This window comes from Streptomyces sp. AC627_RSS907 (assembly GCF_019049165.1).
Window position 1 is genome coordinate 1 of the sequence record NZ_JAGMUE010001499.1, and the last position, 607, is coordinate 607.

At 72.3% G+C, this 607-nt stretch carries 2 pseudogenes; both read left to right on the forward strand.

Annotated elements, in window-relative coordinates:
• Positions 1–255 (forward strand): annotated as a pseudogene (locus KUM32_RS44625) (hypothetical protein); the annotation flags it as partial.
• A gap of 161 nt (positions 256–416) precedes the next feature.
• Positions 417–607: pseudogene (locus tag KUM32_RS42665) on the forward strand (serine/threonine protein kinase); the annotation flags it as partial.

Sequence of the window (607 nt, forward strand, 5' to 3'; positions counted from 1 at the left end):
TGTTGCGGGCGCGTAGCGGCGCGCCCCCGCGAGGTGATGGAGTTGCACCTGCACGAGGGCCTGTCCGCGCTCGACGCCCAGGTGCGGCGCGAGCGCACGCTCCGCGAGGCACGCGCCGTGGCCCAGCCCAAGCACCCCGCGCTGGGAGAGTTCACCTGGCACGGGGCGCAAGACGACGGCGGGGCGCGGCGGACGTACGACCTCAGTGGGGACGAGGGGGCCGGATGTGCGACGTGTGGGTATCGGCCTCCGTAGCGGAAAAAGGCGAAGGTAGGCGACATTTCGCTACCGCTGTGGATACCTTCGATCGCCCCGGTGGCGGTAACTGACGCGGGGGGCAACGGCTTGGTCACCATCGGCCGCACCCGCCCGAGGTCGGTGGAAACGCGCCACTGGCGCGAGGTAATGATTAACCCATGAATAACCATGGGGGACGGGCGAACGAGCCCACGAGTTACGGGCTCCAGCCACCGCGCGGCGCGCAGCCTCCGGTCGCCCCGGAGCCGGCCCCCGGGCAGGGTGCCGGGGCGGTCGCGAGCCAGGGCCAGCACCCGCCACACGAGCAGGACCCGGCGCGGCCCTACGGCCAGGGTCAGCCGGCGTATGG